Source organism: Paenibacillus hemerocallicola (genome assembly GCF_006265175.1).
GTDB lineage: Bacteria > Bacillota > Bacilli > Paenibacillales > NBRC-103111 > Paenibacillus_AB > Paenibacillus_AB hemerocallicola.
Map to the genome: position 1 here is coordinate 49639 of NZ_VDCQ01000013.1, position 24858 is coordinate 74496.

Here is a 24858-nt window from a genome sequence, read left to right on the forward strand (position 1 = left end):
TATTTTTATTCGCTTTGTTGTTGGCCGGTAGTTACACTTATCGCGCAACCACGTCAGTTACGTGTTCAAGCATAAAACCGGACAAATACACCGAGGACATCATACCGGTCTTCGAACCATGGAAGTTTGCGACCTCGCTCCGAGCGCCCGGCTCCAAGGATTGAGCGCGCACGACTTGCGTCACCGATTTGGATATGTCATGGCGGAAAATACGCCGCTGTATCGTCGCCCAAATGATGGGTCATGACAGTCTGGATACGACGATGATTTACATGAAGGCTACACGTGCCGATTTACAATCCGAAGTCGAGAAAATGCAGTTATTTTTCACTGTATATTCCTTGACAGATATATTCCTTTAGTGGTATATTTCAAGCGTGAGCAACGCACCTATCCTTAAGGAGGGAAAAAGGTATACGAATTCAGTGGATAGGATGGATGTGGAAGGATTGAAATCGAAAATATCTACGAGGGAGGAATACGTATGACAAAAACAAATCAAAACATCGTTCCGCATTTATGGTACGACAAGGAGGCGAATGAAGCAGCAGAGTTTTATTCTTCCATTTTCCCGGACTCCAAAATTACGAATGTAGTAACATTCCACGACACACCGTCAGGCGACTCCCAGCTAGTCTCTTTTGAGTTGTGGGGACAGAAGTTCATGGCAATCAACGCAGGGCCTTATTTCAAATTCAATCCGTCGGTGTCTTTCATCGTAAATGTTGACCCATCGCGAGAAAAAGACGCGAGTGAAAAAATGAATGAGATATGGAACAAATTGTCCGAAGGCGGCTCAGTGTTAATGCCACTTGGTAAATATCCGTTTAGCGAGAAGTATGGCTGGATTCAAGATAAGTATGGTTTGACGTGGCAGTTAATCCTTACCAATCCGGAAGGAGAAGAGCGGCCTACAATAGTACCTTCGCTAATGTTTGTCGGTGATAAATGCGGCAGAGCCGAAGAGGCGATTCATTTTTATTTATCCGTATTTAAGAACTCAAAGAAGGGCCATTTTGCCCGCTACCCTCAAGGCATGGAACCTGACAAAGAAGGAACAATCATGTTTTCTGATTTCATGCTTGAGAATCAATGGTTTGCCGCAATGGATAGCGCGAGAGATCACAAATTCAGTTTCAACGAGGCCATCTCGTTAATGGTATATTGCGATACTCAAGAAGAGATTGATTACTACTGGGATAAGCTGTCTGCGGTTCCTGCATCGGAGCAATGTGGCTGGCTGAAAGATAAGTACGGAGTTTCCTGGCAGATTGTGCCGAGAGAAATGGACGAGATGATGAGCGATAGCACTCCGGAACAATTTGCACGTGTTTCGAAGGCAACTCTTAAAATGAAGAAACTGAATCTTACAGAGTTACGGAAAGCATACGAGGGATAAATATCCTAGCTTGTTTTAATTCCAAGAGTTACTATAATAAACCACAATGCGATTAACCCTCGCGTTGTGGTTTATTTTTTGCTTACTTCCAATTCTTCTTTCAAGTTAAATGAGCAGGCCATTAAGCGATAAGGCAGGATTGCGTATAGTCTTGAACATATAACATATTATTTTGGAAATCAATATGTGTCCGAACGGCTCTTTAGTATAGAAGATGTTGGAACGGAGTGCTAGCCTCCGGGACAGCCGAACCCCGCCGGGATCGGACGGCCGGGGCGGACAGCGATGCGGGATTGCGGTTCTGCGCCGACTGGCCGCCCGGGCGGTTATCGGCGAAGGCGTTATTTATATGGTTGCAGGTAAACGTAGAGATTTGAATGTGTAAACATCAACCATGTACACGTTCAACGGCTTTCGGGGTAGTTGCTTTGAAATAGGTTGACAGAAAGTGGATTTGCATTTTACAATTGGATTTATAATGCGATAGTCAATATCATATTATGAAATAAGGGGATATTAATGGCTGAGAAGACAATTTACTCCGTACAATCCGTAGAGCGGTCGTTGAACTTGCTGGAAGCGATCGCGGGCTGTGAGAACGGGATCCGAATTAAAGATTTGGCCGAGCGGGAGAATCTGCATTTATCGACTGCCCATAGACTTGTATCGCTTCTTGAGCATAGAGGCTACGTAGAGCAGGAGCCGGAGAGCAAGAAATATTTTTTGGGGATGAAGGTGCTTCAACTTCAAGGCTATTTATTTAAGAGCAGACGGTTAAACGATGTAGCGGCTCAAGAATTGAAGCGTATTGTCTATAGCTTGGGAGAAACGACCCATCTAGCTGTATTGTCGGAAGATAGTGTCGTGTATATCGAGAGCTTGGAAGGAGTCGGCTCAGTCATAAGCCGCGCCCCTATCGGCAAGAAGGTGCATATTTATAGCACGGCGCTAGGCAAAGCGCTCACAGCATGGAAGCCTCAGGATGAGGTTGAACGAATCCTTCATCGAACCGAGATGGCTCCCAAGACGCCGAATACGATTACGGACGTTCAAGCTTATTTGAACGAGCTCTCGAAGGTCAAATTGAACGGATATGCGGTTGATAGGCAAGAGCATTCCATGATCAGCTGCTGCATTGCGGCACCGATCCGCGACCATCGCAATGAAGTTGTTGCGGCCGTGAGCGTCTCCTGTCCCGCGCATGATTTTACTAAAGAGAGTGAAGATCGTATCGTACGCGAGCTGATGTCCACCGCTTATAATATATCGGTCAAATTAGGGTATTCCCATTGAGCATATGGCAATGAACTGCACCTGATTGTTTTTTGGGTGCAGTTATTAAATAATTCATTTTCAAGATTATATCTCATATTATGAAAAATGAGGTGGTTGTTCATAATTCCGTACCCTTGCGGGGCATTCGGATCGGCATGATCGGGGTAGAGATGTTAGGTCTCAACGTGTTCGTACCGTTTATCTACATGCAATAGTGCATCTTGTTTTGCCATTTTCATCGAAAATCGTCCAGCTGCCTGCAAAACTGCAGGTTCTTTGCAGGAAAACGGGCCCAAATGATCCCCATTTACAAAGTAGCATGCACTTTTGCATGTATAATGCTCCAAAAGCCAGGTTCGGCCGATCATACATGCACTTTTGCATGTATAATCGGACTCTGCGGTTGTCCGGACCCTATCTTGGCCTTGCGACGATCGACATAGGGAACGAACTTATGAAATGTTGCACTAGGGCGTGTTTGCAAACCGTCCATCCTTTGCCGATTGCAGGCGAAGCCGTCCCGAAAGAGCGCGCATAGACGCTTCTTTTGACGGCTTTCGCTCTCGGATTCGGCCCATTCTCCGGTTTGCAAACACGCCGTAGCAAGGAGCCGATCACACTTCAAGTATGGTCAGGTGATAGCGTGCAGACGTTTACGGAAATGGTTGCGGATCCGATCAAGAAGAAAGGTCCGAATGTAACGCTCGAGCTTGTTCCATTGCAGCCTTGATCGAAAATGAACCTAAAGATGTAAGGGAGAGAAACAGAATGATGAAACTTGAGAAGCTGACAGGCGTGATTCCTCCGATTATTACGCCAATGAAGAACGACTACAGCGTGGATGAAGAAGCATTAACAGGACTAGTCCGCTATATGCTTGACTGCGGTGTTAACGGGATTTTTGCAATGGGAACGGCAGCGGAGTCTCCGATGCTGACAAGAGAGCAGCGGCTGCGGGCACTGCTTGCGATCCGGAATGAATGCAAGGGCAAGGTGCCGTTTCTGGTTGGCGTCATGGAGACGAGCACCGCCAGAGTACTGGAGCTTGTTAAGGAAGCCGAGGAAATCGGCGCGGATGCGGTTGTGGCCGTATCCCCTTATTATTTCCGCGTCAAGCCTAAGGAGATCGTGAAGCATTTTGCCGCAATTCGCGAGAATACTAAGCTTCCGATTATCGTATACAACGTGCCGGTGTACACGGGCAATCCTATTGACGCCGAGACGGTATATGAGATCGCCCAATTCCCGGGAATCGTCGCATTCAAGGACAGCTCGGGCAATATGCCCCAGTTTCAGAAGACGATTAGACTTACCAGCCATATGGAGCATTTCTCCGTACTGCAGGGCGTTCAAGTTCTCAGTGTAATCAGTATGCAGATGGGGGCCGCCGGATTAATTCCGGGGGTCGGCAATATGATTCCGAAGCAGATGGTTCAATTGTATGAGGCCGTGAAGGCGGGCAGGCTGGAGGAAGCTTACCGCATCCAGGATTTTGTCGTGCAGCTCGAGGATTCGTTCGCGATGGAGGGTTACTCCTTATCCGTGCTGAAGGCGGCTCCTCAGCTGCTCGGCTTCGGAGTAGGCCAGCCACATTATCCGATGAACAAATTAAGCGACACGGGTCTTGCCACTCTTGCGGCTTTATTGCGAAGCGGCGGAGTAAAGTTAGCCGAGTGATACATCCCGAAGCAGCGGATGGGGCAGGCAGGGCGTACTTGCGTTTTCCGGCATGCGGCCGATCCCTTTGGAGAAAAGGGAGCTTGTCCGTTTCCTGATGAATAGCTTTCAAATTGGTGCGGAACGACAGACTTAGGAACTGCGACGAAATAACGTCCCTCCCTTGGGCGGACAGAAGGCTGCCTGGAATGAAGAGAGCGCCGCCCAGCAGGAAGGTAATTTCGTCGCAGTTCCTCACAGCGGGAGGATGGACAAGTGAAAAAAACGAGAAAACCGAATTTTATCATCATCTACTGTGACGATCTGGGTTACGGTGACTTGGGATGTTATGGATCGAAGCATGTAAAAACCCCCAATTTGGATCAACTTGCCTCGCAAGGGGTGAGGTTCACCAACTGGTACTCCAACTCACCGATTTGTTCGCCGTCGCGGGCATCGCTCTTGACAGGGAAATATCCGGCCAAAACGGGGGTCAATACGATTTTGCGCGGGGAACGGGATAAGATCAACGGATTGCAGGAGAGCGAGAAAACGATGGCGGCCGTTTTTCGGGAACACGGATATCATACGGCGCTTTTCGGGAAATGGCATTTGGGGACAGCGGCGGACAGCAGACCCAATGCACAACGTTTTGAGGAATTTTACGGATTTTTGGCCGGCTGCGTCGATTATTATTCTCATATTTTTTATTGGGGAAAAAACGTTCCACCGGTTCACGACTTATGGCACAACGAACAAGAGGTATGGAATAACGGTCGTTATTTGACCGAGGTCATCACGGAGAAGACGGTCGAATACATTGCCCGGCACCGGGATGAGCCGTTCTTCGCTTATGTGGCTTTTAACGCCCCGCATTTTCCGATGCATGCTCCGGAAACGTATATGCAGCGGTATGCCCATCTTCCGTGGGACAGACAGGTGATGGCCGCCATGATTTCCGCCGTTGACGACGGGGTGGGGGACATCGTTCGCGCATTGAAAGAGAATGGACTGTATGAGGATACGGCCATTTTTTTCTCCAGCGATAACGGCCCGTCCACGGAGGCGCGGAATTGGCTGGACGGTACGGAGGATCCTTACTACGGCGGCAGTGCCGGAATCCTCCGAGGACATAAGGCAAGCTTGTTTGATGGAGGCATTAAAGAGCCTGCCTTGCTGAGCTACCCGTCCTATATCCGCAGCGGTCAAGTGTGCGAAGAACTTGGCGTCATGATGGACGTATTGCCGACGTTCCTGGAGTTGGCAGAAATCGGCACATCGGCGGCCCTCGATATGGACGGGACCAGCATCGTACCGATGATTACGGAAGGGAAGCCCTCGCCGCACGAGAGGGTGTTCTGGGAATATGCAGGACAATTGGCCGTACGGGAAGGGAACTGGAAGCTGGTCTTGGGCGGCAAGCTGGATTTCGGGCGAAAGGCTCCTGAGCAAGTGCACTTGGCCGATTTGTCGAAGGATCCCGGCGAACGGGTGAATCTGGCCGAGCAGTTCCCGGAAATCGCCGGGAGATTGGAGCAAGCGGTTCGGGAATGGTACGAATCAGTCAAGAAGGAAGTGGCAGAGGCCGATAAATAATTGCTTGAGGATGATCGGATTGATTCCCAAGTTAAACAAAAACTCGTTGTTTTTCATTAAATATCTCGGGTATTATATCGTACTGCTGCTTATTCCGTTGATTTTGCTCGGAAGTCTGATTTTCTACGTGTATTTGGACGTCTTACAAGAAGAAATTGAAAAGAATAACTTCAATCTGGTTGAAATCCATAGAAACTCGATTGACAATGAATTCAGCCAAATTTACTCCATCTATTATCAGCTGTATACCGACTCGGCATTTAGCAAAAGGCAAATCCATGAAAATCCGATCCATGTTGTTGAAACGTTGTCGAACTATGACAGCATGAATGAGTTGACGAGGTCGATCTCCGTCTATCCGAGAGAGAGCCCTATCTTATATACCTCGAACGGTACCCAAACGTTTGAGAGTTTTTTGGCTCAAACGGACGTTTTCACTGATATGGATATCGACACATTCAGAGATCGGATCAACAGCTTGGCCAAACCGTCAATCAAACCCGCAGTCGACACCTATTCGGACGGTAATCCGGTTAGAGGGAAATCCGTTTCGTTAATGCTTCCGCTGCCTCCGGACAGCAAAAGCCCCGACAGAACCGTCCTATTTTTAATAGATCGTATGAAGCTGATCTCCCTTTTCGGCTCGCAGGCGACAGAGGAGGATGAAGACTTCATCCTTTTGAATTCCGATAAGGGGTTTATCTTCTCCCTGAGCGGAAAACGTTATGACGAATATGACGGGGTGAAGGCGTTCATTAGCGAGATGAAGCCGGGGGAAAAACTGTCGGGTGTTATTCAACTGAATCGTACAAGGTTTTTTATTTCCTGCGCCGTTTCGAATACGACCGGGATGTATTACATCAGGATTTTGCCGGAAGAGCAAGCTTTGCGTCAATTGTACGATGTCAGAGCGATCCTTTTCTATACGTCCCTGCTTGCCTTAGTTATAGGCGGAATCGTGATCTTGTTGAATTTGACCCGTAACCTAAATCCAATAGCGGAGCTGATGCGATTTTCGGAAAGAATTTTGGGTCATTCGAAGGCCGGGGACACTAACCGCTCTTCCATTAAAAAAGCGGTAGGGGAAGTGATCAAAACCTACGACAAGCTGGAGTCGCAGCTTAACAAAAACTTGCCTGCGGTCAAGGAGCATATTTTAGGAAAAATATTGCATGGCAGTGCAGACGAGTCGGAGATCGGGACTTTGCCGGATAAAGGTTTTTTTCGGAATAGGTCCTCTGCGGTTTATTTTGCTTCGGTCGTCCAGCTTCTAAAGCCGGTTGCCAACATGCCTGTTACAGACGCGGTCAGGTTAATAGAAGACCTGTTTGCTGACGGAATCAAGGGCTATTGCAAGCCGGCAGCAGATACCCGAAAGCTTATACTCCTATTGAGCGCGGAACAATGGGACAGAGCAGCGGTAGAGGAAAAGCTTACCGTTCTGCGAAGCATGCTCTATACAACATTCGAATTGGAAACGGTTACAGGCGTTGGTAATGCGTACCCTCAATTGTCGGATGCGGGAAAATCTTTCATCGAGGCCAATTCGGCCCTTGATTACAGGCTTGTTCAAGGTTCCGATTCCATCATTTTCTGGAGCGATGTTTCCACGCAGAGCATGGCATCGAATGTGTGGTATCCGAAAGCGGAGCTTGACAAACTGGAAGTTTATTTGCTGCGATGGGATTCGCATAAGATTGAAGAAACGGTGGATTCCATATTGAAGACGGTCAGAGAGAAGAAAATTTCCCTTAGCCTTGCGAAGTGTATTTCCTACGATATGATCAATACGGTTATCCGGGGATTTAATCGCATTAATCCCTCTTTAAAAACCGAGGATCGTATCGAACTGGATATATTTTCGCTTACCGAGATCGGTACCTTGGATGAGCTTGTTGACAGGATCGTTTCCATCAGCAAAAAAATTAATGAAATGATCCTCCATAATAGTCAACAATCTTCAGCGCATTTAAGCAATCAATTCATTGAGTATTTGCATAGACACTGCTTCAGCTATGATTTTACGGTTGAAGCCATGTCGGAGCACTTTTCGTTATCTCATACGTTCTTGCGAAAAGTATTCAAAGACGCGACGAATGCCAACATCCTATCTTATGTAAACACGCTCAGAATAGAAAAAGCGAAAGAGCTCCTAAAGGATACCGATATGAACTTGGGGGAAATCGTAAAACAAATCGGATATGTCGATCCATCCAGCTTTGTCAGGAAATTTAAGCAGGAGACGGGTATGACACCCGGGGATTACAGAAAAGTGAACGGAAATTTTTGAATCGAGCGATCGTTTGATCGTTCTTTTTTGTTCAGATGAGGATTTTCGCCTTCGTTTCGTTTTTGCATATGCCAAAACAAATGACAAATAGACATCTCGCTCTAAAAATTCATAATAAGGCATACATCGAGAAACGAGTGATGGAGGAGAGAGAGGCTCATGATACCCGGCATTGTGAAAAGCATTCGTTCGAACTGGCAGCTTTATGTATTCATTGCACCGGCTTTGCTATTGATCATTGTTTTTAAGTACGTGCCCATATACGGCGTACAGATCGCGTTTAAGAAATTTACCATTTCACATGGTTTTACAGGAGGGGATTGGAACAACTTTGCGAATTTTATCCGGTTTTTCAACACGTTTAACTTTTGGACGATCATAAAGAATACGTTTACGTTGAGCTTAACCAAGCTGGTTGTCGAATTTCCGCTGCCGATTCTGCTTGCCATTTTGTTGAACCAGGTCTACAGAAACGGATTCAGGAAGCTTGTGCAAACGGTTACTTATATGCCGCATCTGATCTCGATGGTCGTAACGGTAGGGATGGTGTCTATCTTGCTGTCACCAAGCTCGGGTGTCGTCAACAAGATCATGGGGATGTTCGGGAAAGAACCGGTCAACTTTTTAGGGGAACCGGGCTGGTTTCTGCCGATTTATATCATTTCCGAGCTGTGGCAGGATGTCGGCTTTGAAGCCATCCTCTATATTGCCGCACTGGCTTCCATCGATGTGCAGCAGGTTGAGGCGGCCGTCATCGATGGCGCGAGCAAGCTGCAGAGAATCCTATATATCGATATTCCCAGCATTGCCCCCACCATCATCATTCTTTTGGTATTGAAAATCGGAAAAATGATGGAAATCGGTTTTGAAAAAATTTTGCTTATGCAAAATGCAATGAACCTGGAGGTTTCTGAAATTATAAGCACCTATGTATATAAAGCTGGAATCCTGGAAGGTCAATACGGCTTTGCTGCAGCGGTAGGACTTATGAATTCCATCATCAATGTCGCCCTTCTCGTTATCGCCAACAGGACGGCCAGAAGAATGAGCGGTACATCACTTTACTAGCACCCGGAGGAATCCCAATATGAACAAGCTGGCGAGAACTAGCCAAGATAAGTGGTTTGACCTGTTTAATTATGCTGCCCTTTCCGTATTAATCGTCATTGTTATTTATCCGTTATATTTTGTGCTCATAGCCTCTTTCAGCGACCCCAATTTTACCAATGCAGGCAAAGTATTGCTTTTTCCCAAAGGCATTACGCTGAAGTCCTATGAGCTCATTTTTGCCGATATGAAAATATGGATCGGTTATAGGAACTCTCTCGTTTACACGATAGTAGGCACGTTGATTAATCTTGCCGTGGCACTGCCTGCCGCCTACGCATTTTCGAGAAGGGATCTGAAGGGCGGCAAGGTATTAATCTGGATCTTCTTATTCACCATGTACTTCAACGGAGGAATGATCCCTACTTACCTTCTTATTAAAAATCTCGGAATGCTCGACACGATCTGGTCGCTTGTACTGCCCAACGCGGTTATCGTCTATTACATGCTTATTGCGAGAACGTTCTTCGCGACGACCATCCCGGATGAGCTGCTTGATTCTTCGCGAATCGACGGTGCAAGCGATTTCAGGTTCTTCCTCTCCGTCGTGCTTCCACTATCCAAGGCCATTGTGGCCGTGCTTGCTCTCTATCATGCGATTATTCACTGGAACTCGTATTTTAACGCCATGCTGTATATCAGCAGCGCCTCGAAGCAGCCGCTTCAGATCGTGCTGAGAAGCATCCTGATGGCCACGGACTACACCAATGAAGCCATGGTGGACAGCAAATCGCTGGAAGAAGCGGTCCTATTGAAGGAAACCGTGAAGTATTCGGTTATTATAGTCGCAAGTATTCCGGTACTGCTCATGTATCCGTTCGTGCAGAAGTATTTCATCAAGGGTGTCATGATAGGCGCAGTGAAAGGGTGAGAACTCCCTTGCTTGAATTACCTTTCAGGTATTCAAAATAAATAAACGGAGGTTTATGAAAAAATGAAAAAATGGCTGCATCTATCGGTCGCTGCGCTTATGGCAACCGGATCCTTGGTGGCATGCAACAAAGAGGAGCCTCAGCAAGCCGCGCAAACCGACAAAGCATCGCAGGACGTCACATTTCCTCTGAAACAGCCGGTGACCTTGAAATTCGACGTCTCCAAGTCCGACAAAGACAGCAAGTTTTTTGAAGATCTGGAGTTAACCAAGAGAATGGAAAAAGAAACGAACGTAAAAATTGTATGGAATGTGCTCACAGGGGACAGCAAGCAAGTGGATGAAAAGAAAAAGATCATGTTTGCATCAGGCAGCTTCGGGGATGCCGTTCTCAATATGACCGATCAGGACATGATGAATTATTCTTCTCAAGGTTTGATTGTCCCGCTGGAAAGCTATATGAACGAGAAGAACACACCGAATCTCATGGAGCTCTTTAAGAAGCGTCCGTTTAACAAAAATGTGGTGACGTTTCCGGATGGACACATCTACACGATACCCAAGTACACCGGCTTTAAAGAGACTTTTATCGAAAACAGGTTATGGATCAATAAGGTTTGGCTGGATAAGCTCGGGCTTTCCATTCCGAAGACGACGGATGAGCTTTACACGGTTTTGAAAGCATTTAAGGAAAAGGACCCTAACGGCAACGGAAATGCGGATGAGATACCGCTTACCCTGGTTGATGAACACGCCTTTATGCATATGGAGTCATTTATGGGAATGTGGGGAGTAGCTACCAAGAGCGGATTATTCGACAGCTATCTTACCGTTAAAAATAATAAAGTTTCATTCGCTCCTTTGGAAGCCGGCTTCAAGGACGGGATGAAATATTTGAACAAGCTGTACCAGGAGAAGCTGCTGGATAATGAGGTGTTTACTCAGAAGGAAGCCAATGCGCTTGCCAAGATCGGGGCTACGACGGATACCGTTGGCTTGTTCGTTAATAAGACGAATTTGGCAAAAAATAGAGACAACTATATAGCCATAGCTCCGCCGAAGGCTCCGGGGTATGAAGTCAATTGGTATGTGCATCCGGGTTCCGCCGGTGCCAGAAGCAAGTTTGCGATAACCAAGTCGAACAAGTATCCGGAAATTACGCTCGCCTGGATGGATAAGTTTTTCACGACCAAGGATACTTATTTGGCCCAATTTGGCATTGACTCTTTGACTGAGGAAGCAGGCGTTTTGAAATTCAAGCCAATACCTGCCGGAATGACGGAGGATAAGTTTTACGATACAAATTCCTATATGAAGACGGACTGGCCGGGAGTTATTTATGACGAAGATATAGATAAAACGGTTGAGCTGCCCTTTATGTGGAGAGAATTGCTGAGCTACAAGGGATTGTACGACCCTTATCTAACAAAGAATTCATGGCCCAGACCGATTCTAACAGATGATGAGAATGAAAAAATTATCGCTTTAAGAACAGATCTGTTTAATGCCGTTAAAAGCATGAAATCGAAGCTGCTGACAGCAAGGGACGATGCCGCTTTCCTGGCGGAATGGGTTAAATTTTCAAACGATGTCAAGAAGATGAACGTAGACGAGTATGTCAAGCTTCAGCAGGCCGCTTATGACCGATTTATGAAAAAATAACGGATGAGGCGATAATCGGATGAATGAAGCGGTGAAGGTACAGGAATACGTATATAAAGAAACGCAAGGATGCTCTCTCCATTTAAAGGTTTACTCGCCGGAAGGGGAGCAAGGAGCCCTTCGTCCGGTTGTAGTCTTTTTCTTCGGCGGTGGCTGGGTTAGGGGAACGATCGATCATTTCCAGCCGCAAAGCGAGTTCATCGCGGAGCAGGGCATGATCGCGATTACACCCGACTACCGGGTGTTTAGCAGGCATCGCACCACTCCCTTCGAGTGCGTGGAGGATGCCCGGGATGCGATCAGTTGGGTATCGCGGCATGCGGAGGAACTCGGGACCGATCGGGAGCGCATAGCTGTAGGGGGCGGCTCGGCAGGCGGTCATTTGGCGCTATGCACCGTCTTGCTGCCGCCGGAGGTTGGTCAGGGACCGGACGTTAGCGGAGTGCCCAAAGCTATGGTGTTATTCAACCCTGTTTGCGATACGACGGATAAAGGGTTCAGATACGAGAGCTTGGGTTCCCGGATGCTGGAGCTATCTCCTCTTCACCATATTCGGGAAGGGCTGCCTCCGGCGCTCCTCTTCCACGGGACGGCGGACAGGACGGTGCCATTCCGATGCGCTTCCGATTTCCGCGCCCGCATGCTTGCGTGTGGAAACGAATGCGAGTTAATCGCATACGAGGGCAGGGGGCACGGCTTTTTTAATCCCGGACGATCGGAAGGGGAGGCAGACCACGAGGATACGAAGCGGAATGCCGTGAAGTTTCTGAAGCGGATATTCGGATAAGAAATATAGGTTGCCGATCAGGCTTTATTAAAAATGAAGTCAATAAGGAGGGCGTATAATGGTTATCGGTAAATTATGGATTAAAATCCTTATCGGAGCATTATTCGGAATCGCTGGAGGGTCGGTCATGCAACAACAGTCTGCTCATGCATCGGAGATTATTGTCGATAACGATCAGGCCGGTTTCACCAGAAGCGAGTTTGCAGCAACCAGCAACGCGGGTAATAAGGAACATTACGGCAGCAATTACCGATATGACGGCGATACGGTGGCCGGTGGCAGTCAATGGGCGAAATGGACGCCGACCATCGGCACGGCGGGAACGTATAAAATATACATGAAATGGTCGTCCCATACGAATCGTCCCCAAGCCGCCCCCATCGAAATTTCGTACAACGGCGGAGCTTCGGTTCGCCAGATGACCGTAGACCAGCGGATGGAAGCGGATAATTGGCATTACTTGGGGGAATACGAACTGAAGGCCGGAACGGGCAATTACGTGAAGATTACGGATGCCTCCGCAGGGGCGACCATTGCCGATGCCGTGAAATTCGCTTATGTCGAGGAGACGGCCATTACGATCGATAACGATACTGCCGGATTCACCCGCAATGGCTTCGATACCGTCAGCTCGGGCGGGAATGGCGAGCAGCTCGGCGTAAACTACAGGCAGGACGGGAGCGAAGCGAGCGGAGGCAGCCAGTGGGCGCAGTGGACTCCCGCCGTTACGGCAGCAGGAAACTACAAGGTGTATATGAAGTGGTCGTCGTTCGCCAACCGTCCGGACGCCGCACCTGTACAAGTCGTTTACAACGGCGGTGCGCAAACGTTCAATACAACAGTCAATCAGCAGCTTGATGGGAGCAACTGGCACTATCTCGGCGATTTTCAGCTGGCTGCAGGCAGCGGCAACTACGTGCGAGTTACGGATGCGGATAGCGGTTATACCGTTGCGGACGCCGTGAAGTTCGTCTATTCGCCCTGGGATTATGCGGATGATTTCGAAGACGAATCGATCGGAAGCAATCCAAGCCATTGGATCGAGAAACATACATTGAACCGGTGGTCGGTCGTGTCACACGAAGGCAGCCATGTATACAAGCATACTCCTGCCGCAGAATCGACCCATTCCTGGCTGCACGTGTTCGAGCGCGATGTAGAGTTTTCCGCGCGGTTCAAGGTGCTGTCACACAATCCCGAGAACGCCAAGATTCGCTTGTCGGTCCGCTACAATGACGAGGAAGCGCAAATTTATGCCGGCTACGATTTTGTAAATGCCAAATGGCATATCAAGGAGCGAAGAGGCGAAGATTTCGAATGGGTAACCTTGGCCGAGAGCGCAGCGGAAACGCTGTCGCTGAATACGTGGTACACGATAAAGGCTGTTACGGAAAATAATCAAGTGCAGCTGTACGTGAACGACATGCGGAAGCCGAAGCTGACGACGGCTGCAAGTCGGCATCAGTCTCCGGGAAGGGTGGCGTTAAGCGCGCTTGGCACGGAGGTTTACTTTGATCAGGTCAGGTTGAAGCTGAACAGCGGCCAAGGCCGGTTAAACGATGGTGTATTGGAGTACACGCTTGGCAGTGAGGGCGATATGTCTCGTGAAGGCGCTTCCATTGTGGAGAAGCTGAATGGAGATTTGGTGCTGCTGCACCGGAAGGAGACGTTCCTGTCAACGGACGATGGTCAAACCTTCCAGCCGACAACGTCCATACCGTGGCCGAAGAACGGTCATTCTCACTACAGCGTGATCCGGCTGCAATCCGGCAAGCTGCTCAATATGGTAGCCGAGTACAATATGCCGAATCCGAAGTTCGACTCGCCGTTGCGGTTCCGCGCTAAGCTGTCAAGCGATGACGGAGCCACTTGGACCAACGGAGGGCTCACATGGACCGCGTATCGCGAGGGGGTGCTAGGCGAGTCGGAGGCGATTGTCATGAACGATAAGCTGACGCAGATGCCGGACGGCCGGATATTTTTTGTCGTAGGCATACGTGAGGATGACGGGACAAAGGTCATCGGCCATAAGTCTGAAGTGTATTACAGTGACGACGAGGGAGCAACGTGGCATCAATCGGTGAACGATACCGACAGTGTTACGAGTCTTGTCCGATATGCCGAAGGCAAGGTCATCGCGACCGCTGACGGCAAGCTGCGGCTCTATACGCCATGGAATGAAGCGGATAGCGTCCGGTATTCCGTATCGACCGACAACGGCGTGACCTGGGCGGGGGACTACCCCTTGAGCAGTATGAAAAATTCGCGGTCCTCGTTTGCTGTCATTCAGGATCCTTACGCATCCACTTTGACTTACTACATGGTCTGGGTGTACAACGATAAGAATGATTATGATATCGTATTTCTGCCACGCTCGCGGCTTGCCTTGGCCAGAAGCTATGACGGCATCAATTGGGAATATATGATGGATGTGGAGCGCTGGATCAGTCCTGATCGTACTGACGGAAGAGCGATCACCCAGATTTTGGACCCGAGCTTGACGGCAACACAGGATTATTTGTATGTCACAATCGGCAGGTCGGAGAAGATCGATGAGTCGACCGGACACAACTTTCAGAGGCTGCGCGTTTACCGGATCGATAAGTCGAAATTGTTTGCCTACGAAGCTTGGCCGACCGAATATTGATAACATTCCTGTTAAGGCTAAGAAATCGCCTTTGCCAAAAAAGGAGCGCCCCGGTAGGATGGGTTTGTCCACGGGTTCGAAACCTAACACCATCAGGTGGTAACAGCTTATTTTCCGTTGACCGCTGCAATACAAGATGATGAAATCCTGCGAATGAGTGAGTATATAAAGCTCCTGAAAGGATGGTCGCTATGACCACCCTCTGTATAACTGCTCAAACGGTCCAGTGCATGGTTGTCCTGAGCCGAAATGCACGCCGTAAGTCACCGCGTACACCGGGCCGACGACAGCCAGGGGATGGACGCGATCGTCCTTCTGATCAGGGAAAACTCAACGTACGCCCCGACATTCGAGGTCGTATACAGTGAATCCCCGCCCCAGAAAAGCACGAAGCGGATTATGGAAGTCAACTGCGCGATCTTGCCATCGACGATCGTCTCGATTTTTTCCAGGAGGAGGGGACGCGGGCCGAACATGCCGCGATCGGATCGACGTATGGGGACCATACGATCTTTTGGGAGTTCGCGCAGGGAGACGGATATTCGCTTCAGGCTTTCGTGCAGCTGCCTGAAGACGATGGCGAGAGAGGGGGCGCCGCAGGCGTTTTCGTCGTTCCGGCCGATGTAGAGTTCCGGTTGTCCACGCTGGCCAACTCGAAGTTCGGCGTCTTTATTCGCAACGCGCGGGGAAACGCTCAGCCGTCTGTGTACGCCCCCATTTTCGGAGGGAGGGCTCGGAGAAGCTGAATGGAGATTTGGTGCTGCTGCACTGACGAATTGCTTGGCGGCCTGTTCGACGAAATGGTGAATAGTGGAGTCGGCATTGGAAAACATCGGATCTACTGGATCAAGTTCAAGAGAATTGCCTTCTATTTCGGCCGCATATCGTTTCCAGTATGCTAGGTACGAACGATCATGCCATATATAAAAGAATGAAGGAGCCGATTGTATCTCTTGAACAGTACGAGTGAAATTGTAAGCCGGATTCAATCCGTAGATCATGGAAACAGTTCACCGATAAGCTCGACGGCTGCGATTTAAACAGCAAGGGGCAGCAATTGGTCTACTATAGTCTGTTAGAGGAGCTGCGCACTCTTATCGCAAAATAAAGTTTGGATGAATTGACAATGAAGCAGGAACAGATTACTATATCATTATACTATGGTTATACCATCTTATCCTATCTTCTTTGAAAACGTTTCAACGATACGATTGAAAACGAGGACGGTGGTGTAAAATGTTGACGGCGCATTTTGTCGAAAAGTAGGATCGAAAAAAGAGGAAAAAGTGGTCTGACCATATTATTTAAAATGATTGCAAAATTTTCATTATTATCGTACTTGTGTGTTCATTGTACAGGGGGATAAGGAATTGATTGAACGAATTTTTCAACGCACCGACGGTTACATCGAGGTCAGCTTGCAGCCGGATAAAAAAATATTGCTTGTCAAATGTTGTACAGTGTAGGAGCCGATTCGGAGCGATCCGATTGGAAACCGGCAAGCGTATACCCGACGTTGGATGATGAATTTGTTCTTAACGGCTGCGATTACATTTGGAACGAAGCGCAATCGAGCGGCACCGTACGTTTATGCGAAACGAAACAAAACGCAATATGGTGGAATCCGTATATCAATATCGGCTTGATTCAGGCGGAAGTGCAAATCAAAGTATCGTTTATTACCGTTGATGGCGATTACGAGGATACCGGCTCCGTATCGATCGAAAGCGGAGGCATCTTGTACTTGTACGATTGGCCGCAATATTTGGGGGAAGCAGGTTCAGGCAACCCCCAGCCTGGCGAGCAAAAGTGGGTGTTTAGCGGTCAAGGTCGCGGTTCGTTCATATGGATGAAGCATAAGGAACAACTCCCGTCGATTCAAGTACCTCTTCCTGCAGACGGTACATACGACATATACTTTGGGATGAAAAATTCGGGTATCCATTTTTTAGCCCGCATAAACGATGAGCCTTTCACTCGTCTAATCACAAGCGGAACGACCGATTGTTTGAACTTCAGCAACTATCAGGGAAAACAAAATAAGGAAGTATTCTGGAAAAGGCAAAAGCTGCAAAGCGGATTTTTGGAAATAGCAGTTATGCAGGACAGTGTTCTCCGAGATCGCGATTTTGGCCGGCTATCCTACATTAAACTGGTGCCGTGCGGAGCGGAAACAACCGATTCGAATGTTAGCGCAAAAGAAAGCGTTTTCAACAGCCGTATACCGGAGCTGATTCTTTATTACGAGCCTTACAGCTATGCGCTGCGCGGATTTCACGATGCGAAATCGATGAACGAAATTATGCTGGAAGAGTTTTTGCGCATGAATCCGCATGAAATCACTTGCCAGACGGTAAGGGTCGGAGCAAGGTCGCTGCATTGGAGCCGCATCGTAGAACGGATGAACCAGTCGGCTACGGACGATTTCAATCAAGTGAACGAAGATTCGATGAAGCTGGGCACGCAATGCGATATTCTGCTGGAATCGAGCCAATATATGCGCGACGTTGCTCCGAATACTCGATTCACCGCCAATGTCGGAATGAATCGGCCTTATTTATGGAATCCGAGACTATCCGATACGTTTACGAATGAGCACCGCGATTATGTGAAAAATGGCGATTTCGATTATGCGATTCCGGAAGTACGCGCTTATGCCAAATCGATTTTGCATGAAATTAATTGAAAACTATGACATCGACGGGCTCGTGCTCGATTATATGAGAAATTACTTGAACCAATCGATAGACAGACTGACCGATTTATGCCGGGACGTAAAGCGCTGGCTGGATGAAAAAGGGCGGAAAACGGGCAAAACGTTGGAGCTGAAAGTCCGTATTCCCGCCGAGCAAATCGTGTACTACAAGGCGATGAAGCAGTGCGCGACCGAACGTCTTGTCGACGGCATTATCCCGTCCAATCATGTTTCCGCTGACCCGCTTCCGCCGGTCGAACATTACCAGCATATATGCAAAGGAACAGGGGTCAAAGTGTACGGCTGTATCGATGGGTGGAGGTGGATATTGGGACACCATGCCAAAACGGGCGTACTGCGAATGGCTCATTCGCCGGAAAGTATAGATCGGTACATCGATCACTACACCCGGCTTGGAGTTGACGGCATATTTGTTTACCAAGGAGATCAAGTGACGGGCAATCCGTATTTGTTCAATCTGTTTCGTTAATCATAATTACCACTTTATACGGGGGGATTTGCAAATGATAAAAAGAAAAGTTGCAGCGGTATCGGTATTGAGCTCCATGATCGCGCTGTCAGCATGCGGTGGCAATGCGGCGCAAACGGAATCGAATAAGCAGGAGCCGAGCGGCGCTGTCGTCGATGTACAAAAGCTGATCGATACGCCGACCGAGCTGAAAGTAACGTATCCGGGCGCTACCGAAGAAATGTTTAATCAAAGGTTCGGCGACCAGCTTCGCAAAAAATTTCCGAAATATACGTTTACATTTATTAAGTCGGACGGCAACACGTTTAAAGATTTGATCGCCACGAATCAGCCGATCGACATTTTGTTTTCGTCTTCAACCGGGATGGCCGTTTATTTGTTGGATTATAAGCTGCAAAGCGATATTAGCGATCTAGTGAAAAAATACAAGTACGATTTGTCCGGAATTCAGCAGGCGCCGATCGATTTGCAGAAGCAGATCGGAAACGGGGCGGTTTACGGCCTCCCTTGGACGATGGGGACGCTTATATCGATTTACAATAAAGATTTGTTCGATAAATTCGGCGTCGCATATCCGAAAAAAGGGATAACGTGGGACGAATTATATGACGTAACCCGGCAAATGTCGCGTACGGACGCCGGTATCCAGTATCGCGGACTGACGATGGCGTTCGATCATATGATGGGCTTGAACCAGTTGGAAGCGGCGTATTACGATCCGGCTACGTTTAAATCGAAATATACCGACGATACGTTCAAAAGAGTATTCGATAACGCGGCGAGATTTTGGAAGCTGCCTGGTAATGAGCCGCCCAGCAGCAAATATAGTTTAGCCCAACTGCGGGATTTGTTCAATAAAACGCAAACAACAGCGATTCATCTAGACGTTTCCGGCTATGCGCAAATAGCCTCGACAACGATGAACACGTGGGACCTTACGACATTCCCGGTATTTAAAGATAAACCGACGCAAGGCGCTTCCATACTTCCCGATTTCGCTTTCATCACGAATAAAAGCACAAACCGCGACGCTGCCTTCCAAGCGATTGCTTACCTCACCTCGGATGAATATCAGCAATGGATGGCGAGCACATTGATGTTATTGCCGATATTGGCCAAACCGGAACAAGCGATGAAAACGTTTGGCGACCAAATCCCGGGCGTGAAGGGCAAAAACGTACAGGCGATCGTAGCGAATCCGTTTGCTAAAATGCAGCCGTTTACGCCTTACTATTCGCTCTCCGCAGCCGAAATGACCACGGCTGTCAACGAATATATGGGAGGCAAAGATACGAACACCGTTTTGAGAGAAGCGGCCGAGCGGGTGGACAAAAAAATTGCCGAGCAGCGCACGAAATAATGCAGGGCGAATCCAGGCAGCTTGAAGTGCAAAAAGAGTCTTCGACCGTGTAGGACGGTTGAAGATTCTTTTTTTTTGCTAACAGAAAAGCTTCGTGCTTTCCATATCAGCTATAATGATGGTGTCGCACAATACGTTGTTTCTGCTAAAGGAGTACGATAGTTCAATTCTCCATAGGCGGTAGCCGGCTATACGATCGGCTGCTGTTGTTCTTTGAAGTAACGGGCAGCATAGTTGAATGTTAATTTCGGTGAAAGAACAGGTTCGATATCGATAGTAGTGGATCATAAATCTATCGCAGAACGATAGCACAAAAGTAGGCTGCCGATTGGCGGCCTGTTTCACTCCGAAGCGACGCAAGGCAAGCCGAACCGAAAAGCGGGGTTGACCTGGAGTCGACTCCAGCATGTAGAATGCGGAATGAAAGGAGGTACGCTCGTTGTACACGATCGGTCAAGTCGTAGAGATGACAGGGCTCGGACACGATACGCTCAGGTATTACGAGAAAATCGGGCTGCTCAAGCCGCAGCGCAAATGACCAGGCGGCGCGCGCGTGTTTAGCGACAACGATCTCCGACTGCTGTCCGGACTGAAATGTTTGAAACGGCTGGGATTGTCTTTGGAAGAAATGGAGACGATAGCGAAGCGATGGAACCAATCCATCGCTTATTTATGTAAATCCGCACATCGCTAAACAAACGGGAAGTATTCTTCAGCTGCATATGTTAAAAATAGGGATGGTTGTCAGCGAGTAGGCTCCTCAATCTGGAGGGAGGGGCGGTTAATGTGGAAACCTTATGAAGAAATTAGGAAACACCCAGCTGATTTCAGAGTTAAGTATAAATTATATTCACAATAAGAAGGCGGTATGTAAAAAGTAGTGCTTTTGCAAATAGTATGCTATAGTAAATTCATTAACTGTAATAATACATATGACAGTTTAAGTGGCGAGGCTTATTAAACCAATTTATTCATAATGGAGGTAATGCTAAAATGAATAATTATAAAATCCAACCTGGCTCCAAGCTAGGAACTTTATTCGATTCCTTCAAGCTTGGTACTTTGCAGCTGAATAACCGGATCGTCATGGCTCCAATGACAAGAGCCTTCTCTCCCGGAGGAGTGCCGGGTCCTGATGTGGCTGCTTATTACCGTCGCCGTGCCGAGAACGGTGTAGGGCTTATTATTTCGGAGGGCACTCTGATCAACGATCCGGCTGCCACCAATAATCCGAATATTCCGAATTTCCATGGGGAGGAAGCACTGAAGGGCTGGGCTAACGTCGTCGCGGAAGTACATGAAGCCGGCGGGCTGATTATGCCGCAGTTGTGGCATATCGGCACGGACCGTAAGGTAGGAGCCGTTCCGAACCCGGAGGAGTTGCCGATCGGACCATCAGGTTTGGATCTCGCAACCGGGGAAAAAGTCAATGAGCCGATGAGCCAGGAAAGGATCGATTCCGTTGTTGCCGCTTACGCACAAGCGGCGGCGGATGCCAAACGGATCGGCTTTGACGGGATTGAGCTTCATGGTGCTCACGGCTATTTGATCGATCAGTTTTTCTGGGAGAAAACGAACCAACGCACCGACAGCTATGGCGGAGACCTTGTGAAAAGAACCCGTTTTGCGGCTGAAATTATTGCGGCTTGCCGTCACGCCGTAGGACCCGATTTCCCTATCCTATTGCGGATATCGCAATGGAAATCAAGTGATTACGAGGCGAAATTGGCAGCCAATCCGGATGAACTGGCCAAATTCCTTGCGCCGCTTGTAGAAGCGGGCGTTGATGTATTTCACTGCTCGACCCGCCGCTTCTGGGAACCGGAGTTCGCCGGTTCCGATCTGAATTTCGCAGGCTGGGTTAAAAAATTAACCGGCAAGCCTACAATCACTGTTGGCTCCGTAGGTCTGGATAATGAGTTTCTATCTTCGTTTAGAGGGGAAAATGCAGGTACGGCGAACGTGGATACCTTGACCGACAAGCTTAACAATCGAGAGTTCGATCTGGTTGCAGTCGGCCGTGCGCTGCTGGTTGATCCGGCATGGGCGGCTAAGGTCCGCGATGGCCGGCTTGACGAACTGAAGCCTTTCACCCCTGAAGCGCTGAGTTCGCTATCTTGATTTCTGCTGTAATTCTAATTTTTGGACTATTGATCGGGCACTCCGAGTTAGTGGGAGAGCCCGTTTTTTTTGTAATATCAGAATTTATAAGGTTTCAGCGGAGCTGAACAATTCAGATATTGCAATAAAAGCTACCGCTAAAACACGAATGTGTCTACCTAGAAAGGGCTCCGATCAGATTTTTTATACAAGTGACATAGTACAAAAAGGCATGCTAAAACTGTTAGTGATATAAGAAAATATACATCTGTCTTCGATCCATTGGGACATTGTACATATACAAAGACCGGAATATGGCGGATGACAGTTGTGGTTTGATGATGTTCTTGTTCGACAAGACGGATATTTTGTGATAGATGAACTTAAGGGATTGAATCCAGATATTATGTCGATTTTATTGTATTATGGATAATAGAATGACTGCCTTAATAGGTATATAAAATAGAACATAGGGGGATTACATGTCCTGGAGCAAAATGAAGCAACAGCTGGAGAGCTTTCTCTGTCCTGCGTTATATGGAAGGGTCGAATACCTTGCAACCAGCTATCGTTATTTACCTGATAAAGCAGGACATTGTTATATTGCGGTAGATAAAAAGAAGGTACTCAATATGAGTGATATAACCTTAATCAGATGGTATCAAACGGAATTGGAAATTAAGAATGATTCAGATATCCATATTCCTATCAACAATGAAGAAATTGAAGCGGTCAGAAAAGATACCAAGGGGACCGTTCCGGAGGATCGTCTAAAAATAATTGCAAGAAATAGAAAAATATCAGAATATGCAAAGGAGCTTTTGTCAGCACAGCTATCATTAAGTAAATCAAATTTTATCGTTGTAGCTACTAAGTTTTTATCCACTTCTATAGAAGAAAGCTTAGAGAGCAATGATATCTTATTGAATATTCTAGCTTTGGTGGATAGGCGAGTTGGAAAAAAGCGAATTTTAAACATGACCGAGAAGATGAAGTTAAAGCATCCAATTGTACAGTATTTTCATGAACTGCGGCTTACTACCTTATAGTCGAAAGGAAAGATGAGAATAGCGATTGACGGGCAGGTATACTAACAGAGACTTCATATATCATGATTCGGAGGTATACATGATGAACGCAATCACAAAGATCCTTATGTCGGCCGCGCAACACCGTGGCACGAAGATTCCTCCTAATGGAATGGGAGATTAACGGGATTCGACAAAATCGTTACGATTTGGCTGGCACTGGACAGGAGCAATAAGGAAAATGGCTGTATGCGTGTTATCCCGGGCACACACCGCAACGGTTTTTCCGAGTATGAGGATGTGGATCTGAAGAAAAACCTGTTTCGTTCGCAAATCAAAAACGTAGATCAGTCCAGAGCGGTTTACTTCGAGCTGGAAGCGGGGGAATGTTCCATCCATGATTCACGAATTATTCATGGAGCGACTGTAAATACGAGTCCGTTTCGCCGCTGCGGCTATACGATGCGATATTTCTCCACGGAGTATCGCGTAATTCCAGAAAAAAATCCCAATTTCAAGATTTGGCTTGCCCGCGGCAAGGACATTGCCGGCAATACGTTCGTCAACATATATAAGAAGGTGGCTAGTAAAATGCAATTGCTCAGCTTTAAATCTTTATGGGACATGATTGTTTCGCACAGCGCAAAGGATAGCATGTCCTTCGAGGATCAACTGCGTTTTTTTGCGAAAGCGCTTGCCGTTGAGGAGGCCATTTCGATTCCAATTGCTCATGAAACACACAAATTAGACTTAAACTCACATATAGCATCGTCCTCTGTATGGATATTCGCATACGGAGGACGATTTTTTTGTGCACTAGAGTATATAGAGGAAGAGCTTGGAGCTCGATACCATAGGTACAGATTGTTCTTTGCTTTGGCAGGCGAGTTTCTCTTTGAATGTATTTAACTCGCTGGTACGCCCAATCAATTGCCGATTTGCCGGCAGGTCCCAATTGGGTTTCACGGGTGCGATGTGTGCCATTTTTTCCGAAAGGCTAGCGGCGTCATCTCGACCCGGGATTTAAACAAATTAATGAAATGGCTGACGTTGTCGATGCCGACGTTACCTGCAATTTCCTCCACCGAAGCGCTTGTGTGCCTCAGCCATTCTTTCGCTTTATTTATTCTCAGGTTAATGACGTATTCTTTCGGAGTAAATCCGATATACTTCTTGAACTCTTTGGCCAGATGGTGCTTGTTGATCGCAAACATGTCCGCAAGGCGGTCAAGACGAATATCCTCATTGTAATGTTTGTCCATATAGCTTACCACTGGCGGCAAAAAAACGGGCAAAGAATCGAAATCCGGTTGGGGGCGATAGGCGATCAACAATATTTCCGTCAAAAGATTGACCAATACGTTGGAGCTAAGCGCTTCTGTGCGAAAATCTTTCTGGTTATGAAGCTGGATCAATTGCATCAGCATGTCGGGAACCGGCGATTGTATACCCAACGAATGAACGGGTTCCGAGTCTTTGGCGAATTGTTCATAATACCCGCGGCTCGTTCCTCCATTAAAATGCACCCAATATATTTCCCACAAGTTTTGTTGATCCGTCGCATAATAATGGCGCTCCATGCAATCGATGAAAAACAATTGGCCGGGTACTAACGTATGCGAACGATTCCGGTAATTCAAATAACCTTTTCCCGCAATCGTGTAGACGATTAAGTATGAATTCAAATGTTCCCGCTCCGTAAAATATCCTGGCAACGTTTGAAAGTGGCCGACCTCTTGTACATAAAAAAATGCGGACCTTGCAGCTTTGCTTGGCGTCGAGACGAGACGTACGGATTGATCCGTCCAATGGCTGGCGAAGTTTTCTTTAAATGTCCCCATCCTTCGAATCACCTCACTAAAACTATTATTTTTAGCCAATATACTTTGATGTAT

Annotated in this window: 19 protein-coding genes and 1 pseudogene; 18 read left to right on the forward strand and 2 right to left on the reverse strand. The window is 47.6% G+C overall.

All coding sequences use genetic code 11. The features are described from left to right. Positions 1-142: 142 nt before the first annotated feature. The 11 genes and pseudogenes from FE784_RS41850 to FE784_RS11770 all read left to right on the forward strand — a co-directional run. Positions 143-362 (forward strand): annotated as a pseudogene (locus FE784_RS41850) (tyrosine-type recombinase/integrase); the annotation flags it as partial. A 122-nt stretch (positions 363-484) separates the two neighbouring features. Continuing rightward, positions 485-1399, forward strand: coding sequence for a VOC family protein (locus tag FE784_RS11725; protein WP_139602390.1), 915 nt, complete (start codon positions 485-487; stop codon positions 1397-1399). A gap of 519 nt (positions 1400-1918) precedes the next feature. Continuing rightward, positions 1919-2692 carry an IclR family transcriptional regulator gene (locus FE784_RS11730; protein ID WP_139602391.1) on the forward strand — a complete coding sequence of 258 codons (774 nt, stop codon included), beginning with the start codon at positions 1919-1921 and terminating at the stop codon, positions 2690-2692. A 750-nt stretch (positions 2693-3442) separates the two neighbouring features. After that, complete coding sequence (locus tag FE784_RS11735) at positions 3443-4351, forward strand: dihydrodipicolinate synthase family protein (protein ID WP_139602392.1); 909 nt, start codon at positions 3443-3445, stop codon at positions 4349-4351. Positions 4352-4606: 255 nt separating this feature from the next. After that, entirely contained in the window at positions 4607-5926 is a 1320-nt protein-coding gene (locus tag FE784_RS11740) for a sulfatase-like hydrolase/transferase (protein ID WP_139602393.1), read from the forward strand. A 10-nt stretch (positions 5927-5936) separates the two neighbouring features. Next, positions 5937-8216, forward strand: a complete 2280-nt coding sequence (locus tag FE784_RS11745) for a helix-turn-helix domain-containing protein (protein WP_139602394.1) — start codon at positions 5937-5939, stop codon at positions 8214-8216. 159 nt (positions 8217-8375) lie between these two features. Continuing rightward, positions 8376-9284: an ABC transporter permease gene (locus tag FE784_RS11750; RefSeq protein ID WP_139602395.1), complete on the forward strand. Its 909-nt coding sequence runs from the start codon at positions 8376-8378 to the stop codon at positions 9282-9284. 19 nt (positions 9285-9303) lie between these two features. Next, the gene (locus FE784_RS11755) at positions 9304-10194 is read left to right on the forward strand and encodes a carbohydrate ABC transporter permease (protein WP_139602396.1); all 891 of its coding nucleotides are present in this window, start codon (positions 9304-9306) and stop codon (positions 10192-10194) included. A 63-nt stretch (positions 10195-10257) separates the two neighbouring features. Then, the gene (locus FE784_RS11760; protein ID WP_139602397.1) at positions 10258-11856 is read left to right on the forward strand and encodes an extracellular solute-binding protein; all 1599 of its coding nucleotides are present in this window, start codon (positions 10258-10260) and stop codon (positions 11854-11856) included. Between the two features lie 19 nt (positions 11857-11875). Then, positions 11876-12643, forward strand: a complete 768-nt coding sequence (locus FE784_RS11765; RefSeq protein ID WP_139602398.1) for an alpha/beta hydrolase — start codon at positions 11876-11878, stop codon at positions 12641-12643. 127 nt (positions 12644-12770) lie between these two features. Continuing rightward, on the forward strand, positions 12771-15290 hold the full coding sequence (locus FE784_RS11770) for a golvesin C-terminal-like domain-containing protein (RefSeq protein ID WP_139602399.1): 2520 nt from the start codon (positions 12771-12773) through the stop codon (positions 15288-15290). A gap of 263 nt (positions 15291-15553) precedes the next feature. Here FE784_RS11770 and FE784_RS11775 read toward each other — a convergent pair whose 3' ends face one another. Next, entirely contained in the window at positions 15554-16291 is a 738-nt protein-coding gene (locus tag FE784_RS11775) for a hypothetical protein (protein WP_139602400.1), read from the reverse strand. 449 nt (positions 16292-16740) lie between these two features. Here FE784_RS11775 and FE784_RS11780 point away from each other — a divergent pair, with 449 nt between their 5' ends. The 7 genes from FE784_RS11780 to FE784_RS11810 all read left to right on the forward strand — a co-directional run bounded on the left by FE784_RS11780 (position 16741) and on the right by FE784_RS11810 (position 23872). Further along, positions 16741-17976, forward strand: a complete 1236-nt coding sequence (locus FE784_RS11780; RefSeq protein ID WP_139602401.1) for a hypothetical protein — start codon at positions 16741-16743, stop codon at positions 17974-17976. Then, positions 17945-18475, forward strand: a complete 531-nt coding sequence (locus tag FE784_RS11785; protein ID WP_139602402.1) for a hypothetical protein — start codon at positions 17945-17947, stop codon at positions 18473-18475. Before FE784_RS11780 ends, FE784_RS11785 begins: the two co-directional genes overlap by 32 nt. 34 nt (positions 18476-18509) lie before the next feature. Beyond that, positions 18510-19835, forward strand: a complete 1326-nt coding sequence (locus tag FE784_RS11790) for an ABC transporter substrate-binding protein (protein WP_139602403.1) — start codon at positions 18510-18512, stop codon at positions 19833-19835. A 439-nt stretch (positions 19836-20274) separates the two neighbouring features. Next, entirely contained in the window at positions 20275-20373 is a 99-nt protein-coding gene (locus FE784_RS41855; protein WP_246131995.1) for a MerR family DNA-binding transcriptional regulator, read from the forward strand. A gap of 455 nt (positions 20374-20828) precedes the next feature. Then, a complete protein-coding gene (locus FE784_RS11800) occupies positions 20829-21956 on the forward strand; it encodes an NADH:flavin oxidoreductase (protein ID WP_139602404.1) in 1128 nt (375 codons plus the stop codon). Between the two features lie 461 nt (positions 21957-22417). Further along, the gene (locus FE784_RS11805) at positions 22418-22984 is read left to right on the forward strand and encodes an SF0329 family protein (protein ID WP_139602405.1); all 567 of its coding nucleotides are present in this window, start codon (positions 22418-22420) and stop codon (positions 22982-22984) included. Between the two features lie 177 nt (positions 22985-23161). Continuing rightward, positions 23162-23872 (forward strand): phytanoyl-CoA dioxygenase family protein, encoded by a 711-nt coding sequence (locus FE784_RS11810; RefSeq protein WP_281287086.1) that lies wholly within the window; start codon positions 23162-23164, stop codon positions 23870-23872. Between the two features lie 53 nt (positions 23873-23925). Here FE784_RS11810 and FE784_RS11815 read toward each other — a convergent pair whose 3' ends face one another. Then, entirely contained in the window at positions 23926-24804 is an 879-nt protein-coding gene (locus FE784_RS11815) for a helix-turn-helix transcriptional regulator (protein WP_139602406.1), read from the reverse strand. Between the last annotated feature and the right edge of the window lie 54 nt (positions 24805-24858).

What these genes read in the sequence shown, in the direction of transcription:
- FE784_RS11725 (WP_139602390.1), top strand. Translation starts at nt 485, where the DNA reads ATGACAAAAACAAATCAAAACATCGTTCCGCATTTATGGTACGACAAG.
- FE784_RS11730 (WP_139602391.1), top strand. Translation starts at nt 1,919, where the DNA reads ATGGCTGAGAAGACAATTTACTCCGTACAATCCGTAGAGCGGTCGTTG.
- FE784_RS11735 (WP_139602392.1), top strand. Translation starts at nt 3,443, where the DNA reads ATGATGAAACTTGAGAAGCTGACAGGCGTGATTCCTCCGATTATTACG.
- FE784_RS11745 (WP_139602394.1), top strand. Translation starts at nt 5,937, where the DNA reads ATGATCGGATTGATTCCCAAGTTAAACAAAAACTCGTTGTTTTTCATT.
- FE784_RS11750 (WP_139602395.1), top strand. Translation starts at nt 8,376, where the DNA reads ATGATACCCGGCATTGTGAAAAGCATTCGTTCGAACTGGCAGCTTTAT.
- FE784_RS11755 (WP_139602396.1), top strand. Translation starts at nt 9,304, where the DNA reads ATGAACAAGCTGGCGAGAACTAGCCAAGATAAGTGGTTTGACCTGTTT.
- FE784_RS11760 (WP_139602397.1), top strand. Translation starts at nt 10,258, where the DNA reads ATGAAAAAATGGCTGCATCTATCGGTCGCTGCGCTTATGGCAACCGGA.
- FE784_RS11765 (WP_139602398.1), top strand. Translation starts at nt 11,876, where the DNA reads ATGAATGAAGCGGTGAAGGTACAGGAATACGTATATAAAGAAACGCAA.
- FE784_RS11770 (WP_139602399.1), top strand. Translation starts at nt 12,771, where the DNA reads ATGCAACAACAGTCTGCTCATGCATCGGAGATTATTGTCGATAACGAT.
- FE784_RS11775 (WP_139602400.1), bottom strand. Translation starts at nt 16,291, where the DNA reads ATGATCTACGGATTGAATCCGGCTTACAATTTCACTCGTACTGTTCAA.
- FE784_RS11780 (WP_139602401.1), top strand. Translation starts at nt 16,741, where the DNA reads ATGTTGTACAGTGTAGGAGCCGATTCGGAGCGATCCGATTGGAAACCG.
- FE784_RS11785 (WP_139602402.1), top strand. Translation starts at nt 17,945, where the DNA reads ATGCCAAATCGATTTTGCATGAAATTAATTGAAAACTATGACATCGAC.
- FE784_RS11790 (WP_139602403.1), top strand. Translation starts at nt 18,510, where the DNA reads ATGATAAAAAGAAAAGTTGCAGCGGTATCGGTATTGAGCTCCATGATC.
- FE784_RS11800 (WP_139602404.1), top strand. Translation starts at nt 20,829, where the DNA reads ATGAATAATTATAAAATCCAACCTGGCTCCAAGCTAGGAACTTTATTC.
- FE784_RS11805 (WP_139602405.1), top strand. Translation starts at nt 22,418, where the DNA reads ATGTCCTGGAGCAAAATGAAGCAACAGCTGGAGAGCTTTCTCTGTCCT.
- FE784_RS11815 (WP_139602406.1), bottom strand. Translation starts at nt 24,804, where the DNA reads ATGGGGACATTTAAAGAAAACTTCGCCAGCCATTGGACGGATCAATCC.